Origin of the sequence: Mesorhizobium sp. B3-1-6 (genome assembly GCF_006439555.1) — a bacterium.
Lineage (GTDB): Bacteria > Pseudomonadota > Alphaproteobacteria > Rhizobiales > Rhizobiaceae > Mesorhizobium.
Genome location: NZ_VFTM01000059.1, coordinates 1 through 16,852 on the forward strand (window position 1 = coordinate 1; position 16,852 = coordinate 16,852).

The 16,852-nt window shown below is 64.0% G+C and carries 13 protein-coding genes; 3 read left to right on the plus strand and 10 right to left on the minus strand.

Going from position 1 to position 16,852, the window contains the following annotated elements; all coding sequences use genetic code 11:
• Together FJ414_RS30685 and FJ414_RS30690 are read right to left on the minus strand one after the other, a co-directional pair.
• On the minus strand, window positions 1-1,832 hold a 1,832-nt coding region (locus tag FJ414_RS30685), incomplete at its 3' end, for a transglutaminase family protein (protein WP_140648094.1).
• 105 nt (window positions 1,833-1,937) lie between these two features.
• The gene (locus FJ414_RS30690) at window positions 1,938-3,134 is read right to left on the minus strand and encodes an acyl-CoA dehydrogenase (protein ID WP_140648095.1); all 1,197 of its coding nucleotides are present in this window, start codon (window positions 3,132-3,134) and stop codon (window positions 1,938-1,940) included.
• A 102-nt stretch (window positions 3,135-3,236) separates the two neighbouring features.
• On the opposite strand from FJ414_RS30690, the gene FJ414_RS30695 reads away from it, so the two are divergent.
• On the plus strand, window positions 3,237-4,148 hold the full coding sequence (locus tag FJ414_RS30695) for a LysR family transcriptional regulator (RefSeq protein WP_140648096.1): 912 nt from the start codon (window positions 3,237-3,239) through the stop codon (window positions 4,146-4,148).
• On the opposite strand, the gene FJ414_RS30700 is transcribed toward FJ414_RS30695, so the two are convergent.
• The 8 genes from FJ414_RS30700 to FJ414_RS30735 all read right to left on the minus strand — a co-directional run bounded on the left by FJ414_RS30700 (window position 4,149) and on the right by FJ414_RS30735 (window position 14,792).
• Window positions 4,149-6,467 (minus strand): Tex family protein, encoded by a 2,319-nt coding sequence (locus FJ414_RS30700; protein WP_140648097.1) that lies wholly within the window; start codon window positions 6,465-6,467, stop codon window positions 4,149-4,151.
• Window positions 6,468-6,588: 121 nt separating this feature from the next.
• Window positions 6,589-7,767 (minus strand): serine hydrolase, encoded by a 1,179-nt coding sequence (locus FJ414_RS30705; RefSeq protein WP_140648098.1) that lies wholly within the window; start codon window positions 7,765-7,767, stop codon window positions 6,589-6,591.
• A gap of 28 nt (window positions 7,768-7,795) precedes the next feature.
• Complete coding sequence (locus FJ414_RS30710) at window positions 7,796-8,992, minus strand: serine hydrolase (RefSeq protein WP_140648099.1); 1,197 nt, start codon at window positions 8,990-8,992, stop codon at window positions 7,796-7,798.
• 67 nt (window positions 8,993-9,059) lie between these two features.
• A complete protein-coding gene (locus FJ414_RS30715; protein ID WP_181167048.1) occupies window positions 9,060-10,088 on the minus strand; it encodes an extracellular solute-binding protein in 1,029 nt (342 codons plus the stop codon).
• 44 nt (window positions 10,089-10,132) lie between these two features.
• On the minus strand, window positions 10,133-10,945 hold the full coding sequence (locus FJ414_RS30720) for an ABC transporter permease (RefSeq protein WP_140648100.1): 813 nt from the start codon (window positions 10,943-10,945) through the stop codon (window positions 10,133-10,135).
• Window positions 10,938-11,885: an ABC transporter permease gene (locus FJ414_RS30725; RefSeq protein ID WP_140648101.1), complete on the minus strand. Its 948-nt coding sequence runs from the start codon at window positions 11,883-11,885 to the stop codon at window positions 10,938-10,940. The genes FJ414_RS30720 and FJ414_RS30725 overlap by 8 nt, the downstream gene beginning before the upstream one ends.
• Window positions 11,885-12,985, minus strand: coding sequence for an ABC transporter ATP-binding protein (locus tag FJ414_RS30730; RefSeq protein WP_140648102.1), 1,101 nt, complete (start codon window positions 12,983-12,985; stop codon window positions 11,885-11,887). The genes FJ414_RS30725 and FJ414_RS30730 overlap by 1 nt, the downstream gene beginning before the upstream one ends.
• Window positions 12,986-13,124: 139 nt before the next feature.
• Window positions 13,125-14,792, minus strand: coding sequence for an amidohydrolase (locus tag FJ414_RS30735; protein ID WP_140648103.1), 1,668 nt, complete (start codon window positions 14,790-14,792; stop codon window positions 13,125-13,127).
• A 250-nt stretch (window positions 14,793-15,042) separates the two neighbouring features.
• Between FJ414_RS30735 and FJ414_RS30740 the strand changes: the two genes are divergently transcribed.
• Both FJ414_RS30740 and FJ414_RS30745 read left to right on the plus strand, forming a co-directional pair.
• A complete protein-coding gene (locus FJ414_RS30740) occupies window positions 15,043-15,696 on the plus strand; it encodes a TetR/AcrR family transcriptional regulator (protein ID WP_140648104.1) in 654 nt (217 codons plus the stop codon).
• Between the two features lie 43 nt (window positions 15,697-15,739).
• Window positions 15,740-16,771: a histone deacetylase family protein gene (locus FJ414_RS30745; RefSeq protein WP_140648105.1), complete on the plus strand. Its 1,032-nt coding sequence runs from the start codon at window positions 15,740-15,742 to the stop codon at window positions 16,769-16,771.
• Window positions 16,772-16,852 lie beyond the last annotated feature (81 nt).

Here is a 16,852-nt window from a genome sequence, read left to right on the forward strand (position 1 = left end):
ATCTCCGTGATCTCCTGCTCGACGCGATCCTGCTGGCCGGTCGCGGCGGTGAAGGACACGGCCTGCTGGCGGCGCGCCATTTCGTCGGCGCCTTCAGGCTCCGCCGTGGCGGCCCCCGGCAAGATAGCCTCGCGCGCCGGCAGCGGCCCACGCGGCAGCGACGGATCGACCGGCACGATATAGGGAAACTGCGCCGGCGGCACGTAAGGCAGCGTGCCGAGCGGCAGGCGGTAGCCGACCGGGGAATCGCCCGGCACCAGGAACAGGCGGCCGCGCCGCGTCTTCCATTTCTCCGAGCGCCAGCGCTGTCCGGCGGCCTGGCTGTTCCAGCGCTGCACCGGCAGCACATAGCCCGACGGCTTGGTCAGCCCGCGCTCGAAGACGCGCGCCATGCGGCTGCGCTCTTCCGGGTCTTCCAGCTTGGAATTGGACGGATCGACATTGTCCGGCAGCTTGCCTTCCTTGAGCAGCCATTCGCCTGGATCCTCATAGGCCTCGCTGACCATCGCCTTGTCGATGCCGAGCTCGCCGGCGATAGTCGTCAGCAGGCTCTCGGCCTGCTGCGGCCCGACCTTCGCGTCACTCTTTTCGCGTGCGATCAGCGACGGGTCGCTCCATACCGGCTCACCGTCGGCGCGCCAGTAGAGCGAGAACGTCCAGCGCGGCAGGCTCTCGCCCGGATACCACTTGCCCTGGCCGTAATGCAGGAAGCCGCCCGACGCGAAACGTTCGCGCAGCCGGCGGATGAGCTGGTCCGCCTTGTCGCGTTTGGTCGGGCCGACGGCCGCCGTGTTCCATTCCGCGGATTCGAAATCGTCGATCGACACGAAGGTCGGCTCGCCGCCCATGGTGAGCCGCACGTCGCCGTCTTTCAGCACCGCGTCGACCTTGTTCCCTAGCGCATCGAGCGCCTGCCAGCTTTCGTCGGAGAACGGCTTGGTGATGCGCGGATGCTCGGCGATGCGGTCGACGCGCATGTCGAAGCCGAATTCGACATTGGCGAAGCTCGCCATGCCGGAAATCGGCGCGGCGTTGCGAAAATGCGGCGTCGCCGCCAGCGGCACGTGGCTTTCGCCGGTGAGCAGGCCGGAAGTCGGGTCGAAACCGATCCAGCCGGCGCCCGGAATATAAACCTCGCACCAGGCATGCAGATCGGTGAAGTCGACAGCGGTTCCCGGCGGTCCGTCGAGCGAGACGAGATCGGGCTTGAGCTGGATCAGATAGCCGGAGACGAAGCGGGCGGCGATGCCGAGGTTACGCAGGATCTGGACCAGGAGCCAACTGGAATCCCGGCACGAGCCCTTGGCCGCGGCCAGCGTCTCTTCCGGCGAATAGACGCCGGTCTCCATGCGCACGATGTAAGCGATCTCGCGCTGCAGCCTTGCATTGAGGTCGACGAGGAAATTGACGGTGTTTGCCGGGCTGCGGTCGATGCTTTCCAGAAATTTCGACAACAGCGGCCCGGTCGGCTCCGGTTTCCGGTAGATGGCGAGGTCTTCCCTGATCTCTTCCGGATAATCGAACGGAAAGGTCTCGGCGCTCTCCTCGACGAAGAAGTCGAACGGATTGTAGACCGTCATGTCGGCGACGAGGTCGACCTCGATCTTCAGTTCCGTCACCGGCTCCGGAAAGACGAAGCGGGCGAGGAAGTTGCCGTAGGGATCCTGCTGCAGGTTGACGAAGTGGTTTGCCGGCTCGACCTTCAGCGAGTGGCTGAGCACCTTGGTGCGCGAATGCGGCGCCGGCTGCAGCCTGATCACCTGGGGACCGAGCACCACCGGCCGGTCATATTTGTAATGGATCAGGTGATGGACGGCTGCCAGAATTGCCATGGTGCCCCGGAGCTCGGCGTTTCAGTCGCCGAACCCTGGCATAAATGCTGGCCATTCTCCAAGCAGAGATGTTGCGCTGCACCTAATTTAAGCAGCGTTGCCAGCTTAGAAAAACGCCTGGATACCCGTCTGCGCCCTTCCGAGGATTAGCGCATGCACGTCATGCGTGCCCTCATAGGTATTGACCGTCTCCAGGTTCTGCGCGTGGCGCATCACATGGTAGCCGATCTGGATGCCGTTGCCGCCATGCATGTCGCGCGCCTGACGGGCGATATCGAGCGCCTTGCCGCAATTGTTGCGCTTGACGATCGAGATCATCTCCGGCGCCATCTTGCCTTCGTCCATCAGCCGGCCGACGCGCAACGAGCCCTGCAGGCCGAGCGCGATCTCGGTCTGCATATCGGCGAGTTTCTTCTGGAACAGCTGCGTGCCGGCAAGCGGCTTGCCGAACTGTTTTCTGTCGAGGCCATACTGCCGCGCCCGGTGCCAGCAATCCTCGGCGGCGCCCATCGCGCCCCAGGAGATGCCGTAGCGTGCCCGGTTGAGGCAGCCGAACGGACCGCCGAGGCCCTTGGCGTTGGGCAGCAGCGCTTCCTCGCCGACCTCGACGCCTTCCATCACCACTTCGCCGGTGATCGAGGCGCGGAGGCTGAGCTTGCCGCCGATCTTCGGCGCGGAAAGCCCTTTCAGGCCCTTTTCCAACACGAAGCCGCGGATCTCGTCCTTGCCGTTATCGCCCTTCAGCTTCGCCCAGACGACGAACACGTCGGCGATCGGCGCGTTGGATATCCACATCTTGGAGCCGGAGAGCCTGTAGCCATTCGCGGTCTTCTCGGCGCGCGTCTTCATGCCGCCCGGATCGGAGCCGGCATCCGGCTCGGTGAGGCCGAAGCACCCGATCCATTCGCCCGACGCCAGCTTCGGCAGGTATTTCTTGCGCTGCGCTTCCGAGCCATAGGCATGGATCGGATACATGACCAGCGAGGACTGCACGCTCATCATCGAACGATAACCCGAGTCGACGCGTTCAACTTCCCGCGCGACCAATCCGTAGGTCACGTATCCGGCGCCAAGCCCGCCATATTCTTCCGGAATGGTGATGCCGAGCAGGCCCGCCTCGCCCATCTCGCGGAAGATCGACGGATCGGTCTTCTCGTCGGCATAGGCTTCCTCGATGCGCGGCGCCAGCTTGTCGGCGGCGAAGGCGGCAGCGCCGTCGCGCACCATGCGCTCGTCCTCGGAAAGCTGGTCCTCGATGAGGAAAGGATCGTTCCACAGGAAGGCATTCTTCTCGGCGGCCATGACTCGCTCCCGGTATTTTTTGATGTGCCCGGCTTATCCGCCCGTGCCAGCGAAAAATCAAACAAAATTGCATCACGGATCAATGAGCGTTAGTAATAGATAATGAGTGTCCAGCGCCGCCTTCTACCCAATACCGCCGCTCTTGCCGCTTTCGAGGCGGTGGCGCGTCTTGGCTCCTTCACCGCAGCCGCCCGCGAACTCGATCTAACGCAAGGTGCCATCAGCCGGCAGATCAGCTTGGTGGAAGAGCAGTTCGGCCGTCGGCTTTTCGAACGCGACAGCCGCAATGTCCGGCTATCGGCCGCGGGCGAGATCTATGCCGAAGCGGTGCGCTCGGCGCTTGGCCAGTTGCGCGACGCAGCACTTGGATTGATGAGCAATCGGCATAGCGGTGTTCTCAATGTCGCGATCCTGCCAACCTTCGGCACACGCTGGCTGATGCCGCTGATTCCGGATTTCGTCGCCCGCCACCCGGACATCACCATCAACTTCGCCACCCGTATCGGGCGGTTCGATTTCGCCCGCGAACGCTTGGACGCCGCCATCCATCACGGCATGCCGGACTGGCCGGAGGCCGACTGCACGCTTTTGGTGCGCGAAACCGTGATGCCTGTGGTTTCGCCCGAATTCCTGGCCGCCCGCGCCATCGCCACGCCGGCCGATATCGGCCGCATGCCGCTGCTGCATATGGCAACGCGCCCCGGCGCCTGGAGCGAATGGTTCGAGCATGAGGGGCTCGATGCGCCGACCGGTCCCGGCATGCGGTTCGAGCAGTTCGGCACCGTCGCCCAAGCCTGCATGGCCGGGCTCGGCGTCGCCCTGTTGCCGGAAATCCTGATCGCCGGCGAACTGCAGCGCGGCCAGCTGGTGCCGGCGCCCGGCCGGCCGATGCAGAGCCGCAGCGCCTATTATCTCGTCGTGCCGCACGACAAGCGCGGCCACCCGCCGGTCGCCAGTTTTCGCGACTGGCTGTTGGGTCAGATCGGCAAGGAGCCAGCAGTGCTCGCGTGGTAGCTACTTGCGCTTGAGCGCCTCGGCCAATGCCGCACCGAAGGCTCCCTGCGCCGGCCGTTCCGGCTGCCGCTGCGGCGCCGGCGCACGTGGCGCCGGCTTGCCGCCGCCACCGTCGCGCGGCCCGCGCGATACCCCGCCCTCGCCGCCATCCTTGCGCATCGATAGCGCGATGCGCTTGCGCTTGATGTCGACATCGACGACGCGCACTTTCACCACGTCGCCAGCCTTGACCACCTCATGCGCGTCCTTGATGAAGCGGTCGGCCAGTTGCGAGACGTGCACCAGCCCGTCCTGGTGCACTCCGATGTCAACGAAGGCGCCGAAGGCCGCGACATTGGTGACGGTGCCTTCGAGCTGCATGCCGGGTTTCAAATCCTTGATGTCGTCGACACCGTCGGCGAAGGTCGCCGTCTTGAAGCCGGGGCGTGGATCGCGGCCGGGCTTTTCCAGTTCGGCCAGGATATCGCGCACCGTCGGCAGGCCGAAACGCTCGTCGACGAAGACGCGCGGGTCGAGCGCCTTGAGCGCCGCGCTGTCGCCCATCAGGGCGCGCACGTCGCGGCCGCAGGCGGCAACGATCTTCTTGGCCACGCCATAGGCTTCCGGATGCACAGATGAGGCATCGAGCGGCTCGTTGCCATTTGGAATGCGCAGGAAGCCGGCGGATTGTTCGAACGCGCGCGGTCCAAGGCGGGAGACCTTGAGCAGATCCTTGCGGCTGGCGAACGGCCCGGTCGCGTCGCGATGCGCGACGATCGCTTCGGCAAGCGATGGGCCAAGGCCTGAAACGCGTGCCAGCAGCAGCGCCGACGCCGTGTTGAGATCGACGCCGACGGCGTTCACCGCATCCTCGACCACCGCTTCCAGCGAGCGGCCGAGCCGGTACTGGTCGACATCGTGCTGATATTGGCCGACGCCGATCGACTTCGGCTCGATCTTGACCAACTCGGCCAACGGATCCTGCAGGCGCCTGGCGATGGACACCGCGCCGCGCAGCGAGACATCCAGGCCCGGGAATTCCGCCGCTGCCGTGGCCGAAGCGGAATAGACCGAGGCGCCAGCTTCGCTGACGATGACCTTGAGCGGCTTCGGTCCGGCACCGGCCGGCAGGTCCGACAGCATGTCGGCCACCAGCTTTTCGGTCTCGCGGCTGCCGGTGCCGTTGCCGATGGAGATCAGCTCCACCTTGTGCTGGCGGATGAGGACGGCAAGTTCGGCCTGCGTGCCGCGCACGTCGTTCTTCGGCGGGAACGGATAGACAGTCGTCGTCGCCACCAGCTTGCCGGTGCCGTCGACAACCGCCACCTTAACCCCGGTGCGGATGCCTGGGTCGAGCCCCATGGTCGGCCGCGAGCCGGCGGGCGCGGCCAGCAGCAGGTCCTTCAGATTGCGGGCAAAGACATGGATCGCCTCTTCCTCGGCGCGCTCGCGCAGGTCGCGCATCAGATCGAGCGTCAGGTGGAGCGACAGTTTTATCCGCCAGGTCCAGCCGGCCACGTCCATCAGCCATTTGTCGCCGGGCAGGCTGCCGCCTATCGCATAGGCATTGGCGATCATGCGCTCGACCGGCTTCACCGGCGATTGATCGTCGGCATCGACCTCGATGTCGAGCGACAGCACTTCCTCGTTGCGACCGCGCAGCATCGCCAGGGCGCGGTGGCTTGGCACATTCGCCCAGCGCTCGACATGGTCGAAATAGTCGGAGAATTTAGCGCCCGCTTCCTGCTTGCCGTCGACGACTTTTGCGCGCAGGAAGGCGCGTTCCTTCATATAGGCGCGCAGCTTGCCGACCAGATCGGCATTTTCGGCGAACTGCTCCGACAGGATGTCGCGCGCGCCTTCGAGCGCCGCCTTGGCGTCGGCCACCTCTTCGGTGACATAGGCGAGCGCAAGCTCGGCCGGAACTTTCGAGCGATCGGCAAGGATTGCTTCGGCAAGCGGCCCGAGCCCACGCTCCTTAGCGATCTCGGCCTTGGTGCGTCGCTTCGGCTTGTACGGGAGATAGATATCCTCGAGCTCGGCCTTGGTGCCTGCGGCGGCGATCTTCGCCGCGAGCTCCTCGGTCAGCTTGCCCTGTTCGCGTATCGAGCCGAGGATCGTCTCGCGCCGCGCATCGAGCTCGCGCAGATAGGCGAGACGCTCGGAAAGGTCGCGCAACTGCGTGTCGTCGAGCCCGCCGGTGACTTCCTTGCGGTAACGCGCCACGAACGGCACCGTCGCGCCCTCGTCGAGCAGCCCGATTGCCGCCGCGGCCTGCTCCGGCCGCGCGCCGATCTCGGCCGCGATGATTGCTGCGATGCGCTTGATGTCCGATGCCATGCTGGTTCCTGCAGAAAAGAGCGGCGACCATAGGCCGGGATGCCGGCCGCGCCAACCGCGCCGGCTTCATCCAGCGAGGAAGGTCCACAGGAAAGACGCTGAGCCCGGCCGCCAGGCCGGATCAAGCTATTCGGCTCAACGCCGCGAGGAATGCCACAATGTCCTCGTCCAGCTTGTCGTCCACTGGCTCCGGCTGCGACGACATCTTGGCGATGACCACTTCCGCCTTCGGATTGACGTAGAGCCACTGGCCGTGGATGCCGATGCCGCAGAAGGCGCCGCTGTCATTGCCGGTCTGGTACCATTTGTTGCGGTAGCGCCCCTTCGGGAACAGGAACGCCATCGTGCCGCGCTGCCAGGCTTCATGGCTGCCGCCGGTGGCGACCGTGTCGCGCACCCAGGCTTCCGGGACGATGCGGCGGCCGTTCACCGTGCCGCCCTGCCGCATCATCTCGCCGACACGGGCAAGATCGCGCGGCGTCATCGACATGCCGCCGGCGGTGCGCGCCGTGCCTTCCATGTCGACCGTCACCGACATTTCGCTTGCGGCACCGAGCGGCTGCCACAGTTTTTCGCTGAGCAATTGGCTGACGCGCATGCCGGAAGCGCGCTCGACCAGGATGCCGAGCACATCGGAATTGGGTGAGCGGTAGCGATAGGTCTGCCCGTGCGGCTCGGCAAGGCGCTGGATCGTCATCAGGAACGCCGCGAGGCTCTCCGACCCGCCGCCGGGGTTCCACAACGTCGAGCGGCGGTAGCGGGCGAAAGCGCTCTCCGGATCGAGATAGGCTTCCTCGAAATCGAGGCTGACCGTCATGTCGAGCACGTTGCGCACGCTCGCATCGCCATAGGCCGAGCCCCAGGCTTCGGGAATGTATTCTGTAACCGGCGCGCTGGGATCGAATACCCTTTCGCCTTCCAGTATGCCGGCAAGAAGAGCCGTCACCGACTTGCTGATCGAAAAGATGATGTGGCGGGCTCCGAACGGCATATGCGGCGCCGACCAGTCGCCGATCAGCTTGCCCGCCTTGAGGATCGTCAGCCCGTCCGTGTCGGAACGCTTCAGGAAGCTCTCGACGGTTTCGCTGCCGCCGGCGAGCGGTATCTTTTCCTCAAGCAATGCGCCGAGCGATTTCGCCTCCTCCTCGCCGCCCGGCGCCGCCGCGACATGCGCGCTCGGCACCAGTTCGCCGACATTCTGGAAGGACCATCGGTTGAACGGTGCCAGCCGCCAGGTTTCGAGCCGCACATCCTTGCGGGAAAAGCCGTACTGGGCCTCGAACGCGGTCTTGCCGGTCATGACACTCTCCCGGATTTTACTTGCGGTTTCAGGCCAGCGCGGCGGCGATGGCGTGCACCGCCTTCTGCGTCGCCACCGAATAGGCGGAGTTGACGAAATCCGGATAGGTCGAAAGCTTCACCACGACCATCCTGTGTTCCCAGCTCATATAAATCAATTGGCCGAACACGCCGCGGCACATCAGCGAGCGCGAGCGCGAATCCTCGATCCAGAACTGGTTGCGGTAGCTGCCGTCCGGCAGGCTCGGGCTGAAATTCGGCCCGTGCTTGCCGCTGCGTGTCGCCTCGATCCAGTCGGCCGGGATCACGCCGCCGCCATTGTCGAGGATCAGTTGTCCGAAGCGGCCATAATCGCGCAGCGTCGCGTTGAAGCCGCCATCGGCCAGCGCGTAGCCGGCGCTGTCGACGGTGAAGCAGGCGCTCTCGTCGGCGCCGAGCTTCTGCCAGAGTTCTTCCGAGACGAGCTGCGCCAGGCGCTTGCCGCTCACCCGTTCCATGATGAAGGCGAGCACGTCGGTCTCGATCGAACGGTATTCGAAGGCCTCGCCATGCGGGCGCACTCTGTCCTTCAGCCGCAGGATCAGCTCGAACAGGTGCGACGGCCACGCGAAGTCCGGATCGCTGCCCGGCGGGATCGGCTTCCAGCCGGTCGCGACATCGACCTGGCCGATCTCGGAATAGCGGTCGGTGTATTCCTCGGAAAAGCGCACGCCCGTCGTCATGTCGAGCGCGTGCTGCACGGTGGCGCCGCCCCAGCCGGTCTCGCCGAGTTCCGGCAGATAATCGGTGACCAGCTTGCCGGGATCGATCAGGCCGCGCCCGACCAGGATGCCGCACACCGCGCCGGTGACCGACTTCGCCATCGACTGCGACAGATGCAGCGTGCGCTGGTCCATGCCGTTGAAATAGCGCTCATAGGCGATCTTGCCGTCCTTCAGCACCAGGAAACCGTCGGCATAGGTTTCGTCGAGCAAGCCGGCGAGCGTCGTCGGCGCTCCGTTGCTGTCCACGACAGCCAACCCATCGAGGTCGACTTCGTTGCGCTCCAGGCGATGGCGATGGCCGCTGCCGCGCCAGACCTCGACCGTCGGCAGGAATTCGCGGATGTGCTGGAAGGCCCAGCGGTTCCACGGTGGCCGGTCCCAATCGAGCTTCGGCGGCACCAGCTTCGGCGGCGAGCCCTGCATGATCGGCGGCCGCGGCTCGGAGTTGCGATAAGATGTCATAGTGTCCTCCCGGCAGACACAAGAAAGGGAGGCCGGAGCCTCCCCTCCTTCATGCGTTCCGGCAAAATTATTTGCGCAGGTTGGTCCAGATCTTGTTGTAGATCTCCACCACGTCCGGCGAGCATGGCGGCACGAATTCCGGCGTCGGCGAGCCGGCCGGAGGGCTGATTTCCGGCGAGTTGGCGAATTCCGTAGGCAGGAATTTGTGGCTGCCGGCGATGCCATTGTCGTAGCCGGCGAACTCCGAGATCAACGCCGCGTTCTCGGGCGCCATGACGAAGTCCTGGAACAGCTTGGCGTTGTCGAGGTTCTTGGCGCCCTTCAGCACCGCGACATTGTCCATCCAGCCTTCGATGCCTTCCTTCGGATAGGCATACTTGATCGCCGGTATCTTCTGGCGCGAGCGGTAGCTGGCGCCGTTCCACTGCTCCGACACGATGACGTCGCCGGAGGTGATCTTGGTGATGGTATCATAGCTGAAGGTCTTCCACGACGGCTTGGCGGCCATCAGTATGTCGTTGACCTTCTTCAGGTTGGCCTTGTCGGCGCCGCAGCGCGGCACGCCGGCGTAGCGCTCGGCCGCGTGCATGACGGTGTTGACGTCGTCGAGCACATTGATCTGGCCCTTGAGCTCGTCCGGCGGGTTGAACAGGATCGCCAGCGTGTTGATGTCGCCCTTGAACTTGTCCATGTTGACCGAGAACGCCGTCGTGCCGAACTGCCACGGCGCGGTGTAGTGCCGGCCGGAGTCCCAATAGACGTCGACGAAGCGCGGATCGATGTTCTTGCCGTTCGGCATCGCGTTGGGCTCGGTCTTTTCGAGCAGGCCCTCTTCGACCATGATCTTCACGGTGTAGTCCGACGGCACGACGATGTCGTAGCCGGAATTGCCCGCGCGCACCTTGGACAGCATGGTTTCGTTGGAATCGTAGTCGTCCAGCGTCACCTTGACGTTGTATTGCTTCTCGAACTTTTCGATCAGCTTCGGGTTGGTGTAGTCGCCCCAGTTGTAGATATGCAGTTCGCCGTCGGCGAGCGCCGGCACTGCCGATAGCAGAACGGCCGCGGAAACGGCCGCCATCAGTTTTGCAGACATTTTATGTTCTCCTTGCCTTCCCATTGTTGTGTTGGAGCCCGTGGTCATTTTGCGCGCCGTCGCGCGATCAGGAACGAGACCGAGACGAACAGGATCGACACCAGGAGCAGGATGGTGGAGATGGCGTTGATCTCGGGCGTCATCGGTCGTCGGATCTGGTTCCAGATATAGAGGGGCAGCGTCGTCTGGCCGGGGCCGGCGACGAGCTGCGTGATGGTGAAATCGTCGAAGGAAACGATGAAGGCAAGTGCCGCGCCCGACATGATGCCGGGGACCAGCAGCGGTAGCGTGATGCGCCTGAAGGCATTCCACGGCGTCGCGTAGAGGTCCGCCGCCGCATATTCCAGCGTCAGGTCCATGTCCTCCAGCCGCGCCCTGATCGGCATATAGGCGAAGGGGATGCAGAACACGGTGTGGGCGAGGATCAGATTGCCGATGCCGAAATTGAGCCCCAGCGTGCCGGCGATCAACGCGAAGAAGGAAAGCGTCGCCACCGCCGTGATGATCTCCGGCACCATCAGCGGCAGGTTGATGACCATGAAAGCGGCCGCCAAGCCGCGCCACGGTTTCACCCGCGTCATGCCGATGGCTGCAAGCGTCGCGCAGATCGTCGAAACGATCGTCGCGGTCACCGAGATGATCAGCGTGTTGCGCGCCGCGCTGTGGAACTCGTCGTTGCGCAGCGCGCTGCCGTACCAGTTGAGCGTGACGCCTTCCCAATGCGTGACCAGCGAGCCGCTGTTGAACGAGAAGATCATCAGGATCAGCACCGGCACGTAGAGCACCAGCAGGCAGATGATGGCGATCGAGCGGAAGCCCGGCTGGTCCTTGATGTCCATGACGCGGGGCTCAGCCATGCTGCACCTTCCCCGACGTGTTGCGGACATAGAAGAACAGCGCGACCAGCACCGCCGCCATCAGGATCAGCGCCTGCGCGCAGCCGAGCGGCCAGTTGCGGCCCGAGCCGAATTGCTGCGCGATGAGATCGCCGATCATCAGGTGCACGCCGCCACCCAGGATCAGCGGCGTCACATAGGCGCCGAGCGCCGGGATGAAGACGAGCAGGCAGCCGGCGATGATGCCGGGCTTCGACATCGGGATGATCACCCGCCACAGCACCTGCCGGCGCGTCGCGTAAAGATCATACGCGGCTTCGATCAGCCGGAAGTCGAGTTTCTCCAGGCTCGAATAGAGCGGCAGCACCATGAACGGCAGGAAGGCGTAGAGCAGGCCAAGCTGGATAGCGAAATTGGTGTAGAGCATCGTGATCGGCTTATCGATCACGCCGAGCGCGAGCAGCGCGTTGTTGATCAGGCCCTCGTCGCGGATGATGAACATGATCGCCAGCGTGCGGACCAGAAGGTTCGACCAGAACGGGATGGTGATCAGAAGCACCCACCAGTTGCGCTGCGCCGGCGGCCGGGTGGCCATGAAATAGGCGGTCGGGAAACCGAGCAGCAGGCAGATCACCGTCGTCACCACCGCGAACAGGAAGGAGCGCAGGTAGATGATCAGGAAATCCGACGTGAACTGCAGCGTATCGTCGAAAATGTCGCGTTGGAACAGGAAGTTCAGATAGGCATCGGTCGAGAACTGCCACTGCACGCCGCCATAGGGCGCGGCGACCAGGAACGAATAGACGCAGATGATGAGGAGCGGCAGCACGCCGAATATGCCGATGATGATCAGCGCCGGCAGCGACAGCAGCCGGTTGCGCCGCGCGCTGGTTTTCACCGCCTGGGCTTCGAACAACGCGGCCTTGGAGAGCATGGTCGGGGAGAGCGTGGCTGTCGTCATCAGTCTTTCAGGACGCGGGCGGCGTCCTCCTCGAACTGGATGCCGACCTTCGCCCCGGTCTCGTAGGTGACCGGCGCCGAGCGGCTGTTCTGGTGGCGCACGATGAAGTTCTCGCCGCCGTCGAGCTTGACGTGATAATGCGTGTCGGTGCCGAAATAGACGATGTTGGAGAGCGTCCCGGCGACCGTACCCTTGGCCGGATCGGGTACCAGGTCGGCGTGCTCGGGCCGCACCACCAGCGTCACCTCGCCGGTCGGATCGAAGCCTTCCGGATAACCCGCGGCGATCGTCGCGTTGCTGGCGAACTTGACCGTCGCTACGCCGGGCTTTTTCGACACCACCGTGCCAGGCAGGAAATTGGTTTCGCCGATGAAGTCGGCAACGAAGCGTTCGGCCGGCCGGTCGTAGATGTCGCGCGGCGTGCCGACCTGCAGAATCTTGCCGGCCGACATGACCGCGATGCGGTCGGACATGGTCAGCGCTTCTTCCTGGTCGTGGGTGACGAAGATGAAGGTGATGCCGGTTTCGTTCTGCAGCCGCTTCAATTCGATCTGCATTTCCTTGCGGAGCTTGTAGTCCAGAGCCGAAAGCGGCTCGTCGAGCAAAAGCACCTTCGGCTGCGGCGCCAGCGCCCGGGCCAGCGCCACGCGCTGCTGCTGGCCGCCCGAAATCTGGCTGGTGCGGCGCGCCTTCAGCGCCTCCATCTTGACCAGCTTCAGCATCTGGGCGACGCGCGCTTCGGTCTCCCCTTTCGGCTTGCCGAGCATTTCCAGCCCGAAGCCGATATTCTGCGCCACCGTCATGTGCGGGAAGAGCGCGTAGCTTTGGAAGACAGTGTTGACTGGGCGCTTGAAGGGCGGCAGCGGCGCGATGTCGCGCCCGTGCAGCAGGATCTCGCCGGCGGTCGGGAAATCGAAGCCGGCAATCAATCTCAGCAGCGTCGTCTTTCCGCATCCGGACGGGCCGAGCAAAGTGAAAAACTCGTTTTCGCGGATCGACACCGACACCGTGTCGAGAGCGGCTACCTGGTTTTCGCCGGTGCCAAAGACCTTGCGAACACCGCGAACTTCAATCGCGTTCTTACCCGGTTGTTCCGGCACGATTACCCCATTAAGAGAGCCTGCTCTTGTCGGCAGGTGTGTTCCTGTTTGATTGTCACCACAAGCCGGTCGGCTTGGCAACTGCGGAGCAGTGACTCGATCCGAGTCCCTATTCAATTAAGCAATTCCTATGCCATCGTTAGGCTTGGTAGGTGATCTTGCCCCCGCAGATGGTGGTCACCGGACGCACGGTGTGCAGCGCTTCCGGCGCGGTCGCCTCGATATCAGCCGACAAAACGACGATATCGGCAAGATATCCGGTTTTGAGGCGACCCTTGCGATCTTCCATGAACTCCGCATAGGCGCCCTCGACGGTGTAGCTCTCGATTGCTTCCTGCAACGAGAAGCTCTGGTCCGGCATGCCTTCTGCCCAAGGCTTGCGCATCACTGCCGCCTGGATGGACAGGATCGGATCGACCGGCGAAACCGGCCAGTCGGACGCGAACACGACGCGCGCGCCGGCATTTTTCAGCGTGCGCCAGGCATAGCTCAGCGCCCACTTGTCGCGGCCGATGCGCGAGATCGTCGGCTCCATCGGGAAGTTCAGCGCGCCCGGCGGATGCGCCGGCTGCATCGACGCCAGAACGCCGAGTTCGGCGAAGCGCGGCACGTCGGAGGCCGTGATCACCTCGATATGCTCGATGCGATGCCGGCTGTCACGCCTGCCGTTCTTCTTCAGCGCCGCCTGGTAGCCGTCGAGCACCGCCCTCACCGCGCCGTCGCCGATCGAATGCACGGCGATCTGCAGGCCGCGCCTGTCGGTCTCGACCGCCACTTCGGCGAAATGCTCCGGCGAAAACAGTGGTTCGCCGCGCCATCCGGGACGGTCGGCATAGTCGTCGACCATCACCGCCGTCCAGGAATCCAGCACGCCGTCATAGAAGACCTTGACCATGCCGGACGACAGCCATTCCGAATTGTAGCTCGCGGCCATCCGCGAGGCTTTTTCCAGCATGTCCAGCTTCATGAAATTCTTGAAGTGGAACGGGATCTTGGTGCGGCAAAGCAGCCGTCCCTCTTTTTCCAGCCCGGCCAGCAGCTCGAGCTGGTAGAGATTGCCATCCATGTTCTGGATCGAGGTGATGCCATGCTTGGCGCACCATTCAAGGCCGCGATGCATCAGGTCCCGATCGGCCGCCAGTTCCTTCGCCGAAGGATAAGGATCCGGCTCGGCGCCCTCGAGGCCAAGCCGCGTCCGGTTTGCCCCGTAATGGTCGAGGAGCGGCCCGAAGGCCTCGCCTTCGCGCAGCTCGCCCGCGGCAAGTCCGTCGGCGCCCATGACGATCTCGTTGCCCTGTCCGACCTGCCTGCCCTGCAGCAGCCCGGCCTCTTCCAGCGCCTTGGTGTTCGCCCACATCGTGTGGTGGTCCGAAGCCGACATGGCGAAGGGACGGTCGGGAATGATGCGGTCGAGATCGTGGCGCGTCACCGGCTCCGGCAGGATCGCGTAGTCGACGCCGGCCCCGATCAGGAGCCTGGCGTCCGGGCGCCTGGCGGCGAAATCCTGGATCGCATCGCGCAGCGCGTCGAAGCCGTGCACGCCCGCCAGATGCAGGTTATCGAGCTCGGCTGCGCCGCCGAACAGATGCATATGCGCCTCGATGAAGCCTGGCAGGACGGAGCCGCCCTGGGCGTCGACAACCTTTGTCGCCGGTCCCTTGAGCTCTTCGATGGAAGCGCGGTCGCCTATGGCAATGATGACGCCGTCCTTGACGGCAACAGCCTCGGCGGCGGGATTGTCATCGTCCATGGTCAGCACTCGGCCGTTGACGACCACCAGATCCGCACCACCATCCGCAACCGACATCGCGACTCCACATTTTGCTGAGGGACCGACAACGCTACGTCCGACGAGCCGCCGCTCCACCGGGCGACGCCGTGAACAAAAGCCGATGCCGGTGCGCCGTCTTCGAAATTCCCCTTGTTATCGTGGAAGACAGCGTGGATAAAGAATGCGACTGTTTATTCGCGTTTGTCAACAGCCGGAATTTGGAATGTATAGTGGACTGCACCGCGCGCCGATGGTGAGGCCGGGCGGGGAACGGGGGCAACGAGCAGTGAAGCGCAGTCTCGACCGCAAGACCAAGATAGCGCTCGAACCGCGCAAGCAGCCGCGGCAGCAACGGTCAAGCAAGGTGGTCGACAGGATTCTAGACGCGGCGCTGATCCTGACGCGCGAGCAAGGAACCAGAACGCCGACGACGCTCGCCATCGCGCAGCGCGCGGGCTTGTCGGTCGGTTCGGTTTATCAGTACTTTCCCAACAAGGAAGCCATTCTTCTGGACCTGGCCCGGCGCTGGCTGTCGTCTTTTCCCAAGGTCATCCAGAAGCGCATCGACGTCCCCCGGCCAACCGACCGCGAGGAATTTCGGCGCGAAGTGCGCAAGCTCTTCATCGACACGTCCAGGCTCTATCTCGACAACGCCACCCTGATGCCGGTGATCGAGGCCATATCCGGCAATGCCGACCTGAGACCGATCCAGGACGAATATGACAAGGAGATCATCGCCCTCTACGCCGCCTGGCTGCGCCATGTGAATCCGGCTCTCGAAAACAAGATCGCCAGCCGGCTCGGCGTCCTGATGATGGAAGTCGGCCATGTCTGCCGGCTTGTCGGGCTGAAGAGGGACCGCAGGACATTCGACCTCATCGAGGACGATGTGGAAGCCATGTGGCTCGCTCTGGTGACCCCCCATCTCAATCTCGACTGAATTTCGCACCTCCAACTGATTTCGCACTTCCAGGGGAATTTCTATGAAAACTGTCTATTCGCCGCTTCATGCCGGCCATTCAGGCCAGATGGAACTGGTCACATCGGCGATCGTGCCGGGTTTCGAGAAGCCGTCGCGGGCCGAATTCATCAGGGCGCGGGTGGAGAGCGAGAAGCTCGGGCCGATCATCGGACCGACCGAACACGACCTCGCCGCCGCCAAACGCGTGCATGAAGCCCATTATATCGACTTCCTGCCGACGGTGTGGCCGGAATGGGTTGCCGCCGGCTTCAAGGGCTCGGCCATGGGCTTCACCTGGCCGACGCGCGGCCTGCGCGGCGACGTGCCGCCGAAGCGCGTCGATGCCTTGCTCGGCTATTATTCCTTCGACGCCGGCGCCACCTTCGTCGAAGGCACCTGGGCGGCGATCAAGTCCTCCTATGACGTCGCGCTGACCGCCGCCGCACTGGTCAAGGGCGGCGAGCGCACCGCCTTCGCGCTCTGCCGCCCGCCCGGCCATCACGCCGGCGCTGCCTTCATGGGCGGCTACTGCTTCATCAACAACGCCGCCGTCGTCGCGCAGTGGTATCGCGATCAGGGCGCCAAACGCGTCTCGATCCTCGATGTCGACTACCATCACGGCAACGGCACGCAGGAGATCTTCTACCGCCGCGGCGACATCCAGGTCCTCAACCTGCATGGCGACCCGATGGTCGAGTATCCCTTCTTCCTCGGTCATGCCGACGAGCGCGGCGAAGGCGAAGGCGAAGGTTTCAACGTCAATTACCCGATGCCCTTCGGCACCAACTGGGACGGCTGGAGCGCGTCGCTGGAGGACGCCTGCGCCAGGCTCGCGGCCTACGCCCCCGATGTCGTCATCGTCTCGCTCGGCGTCGACACTTTCGAGAAGGATCCGATCAGCCAGTTCAAGCTGAAGAGCGAGGACTATCCCAAGATCGGCCGCCGCATCGCCAGGCTCGGCCTGCCCACTCTGTTCGTCATGGAGGGCGGCTACGCCGTCGAAGAGATCGGCATCAACACCGTCGGCGTGCTGACCGGCTTCGAGGATCGCTAATGCGTGTCGCGCAAAAGTGTGCAGCGGTTTTGCGATAACGACATGCATGAAAACAAAGCCTTAAAGCGCGTCGCCTGAATC